The organism is Achromobacter sp. GbtcB20 (genome assembly GCF_019091095.1).
In the GTDB taxonomy this organism is placed as follows: domain Bacteria; phylum Pseudomonadota; class Gammaproteobacteria; order Burkholderiales; family Burkholderiaceae_B; genus Achromobacter; species Achromobacter mucicolens.
Window position 1 is genome coordinate 1 of record NZ_JAGXJZ010000165.1, and the last position, 601, is coordinate 601.

A 601-nucleotide genomic window follows, 5' to 3' on the forward strand; every position below is an offset into this window, starting at 1 on the left:
GGACGCCTACATGCTCTACCTGAAGACCCATAACTTCCAGTGGTACGTCACCGGGCCGATGTTCTCGTCCCTGCACGTGATGGTCTAGGAGCAGTACAGCGAGCAGTGGAATGCGCTCGATGAAATCGCCGAGCGCATTCGTTCGCTGGGCCATTTCGCCCCGGCCACGTCGAAACGCTATGCCGAACTGTCGAGCATCAAGGAAGAACCGGAAGTACTCTCGGCCAAGGAAATGATCCGCCAACTGGTCGACGGCAACGAAATCATCGTCCGCACCATGCGCGAAGGCGTGAAGGTCGCCGACGAGCTGGACGACTTCCCGACCGCCGACATGCTGACCGCACGCATGGACGTACACGAGAAGAATGCCTGGATGCTGCGCTCCTTCCTGGAGCAAGGCGCCGGCGCGACGCAGGGCGAAGCCTCGTCGGATTAAGATGATGCGGCGGGCAGCACATGCCCGCCTGTCCCTTCCTGCTTTCCTGCCGGCTCAGGCCTCGGGCAGGACGTAGTCGAATTCGTAGAAATGCTGGCGCTCCTCGATGCGGATGCGCATCGTGCCGGCAATCCCCGCCAGCTCCCCGGTGCCCGAATCGGGCAC

At 62.1% G+C, this 601-nt stretch carries 1 protein-coding gene and 1 pseudogene; one reads left to right on the forward strand and one right to left on the reverse strand.

Annotated elements, in window-relative coordinates:
• Window positions 1–436, forward strand: a pseudogene (locus KVT32_RS28365) (Dps family protein); the annotation flags it as partial.
• A 54-nt stretch (window positions 437–490) separates the two neighbouring features.
• On the opposite strand, the gene KVT32_RS28370 reads toward KVT32_RS28365, so the two are convergent.
• A complete protein-coding gene (locus tag KVT32_RS28370; protein WP_371825629.1) occupies window positions 491–601 on the reverse strand; it encodes a DUF3224 domain-containing protein in 111 nt (36 codons plus the stop codon).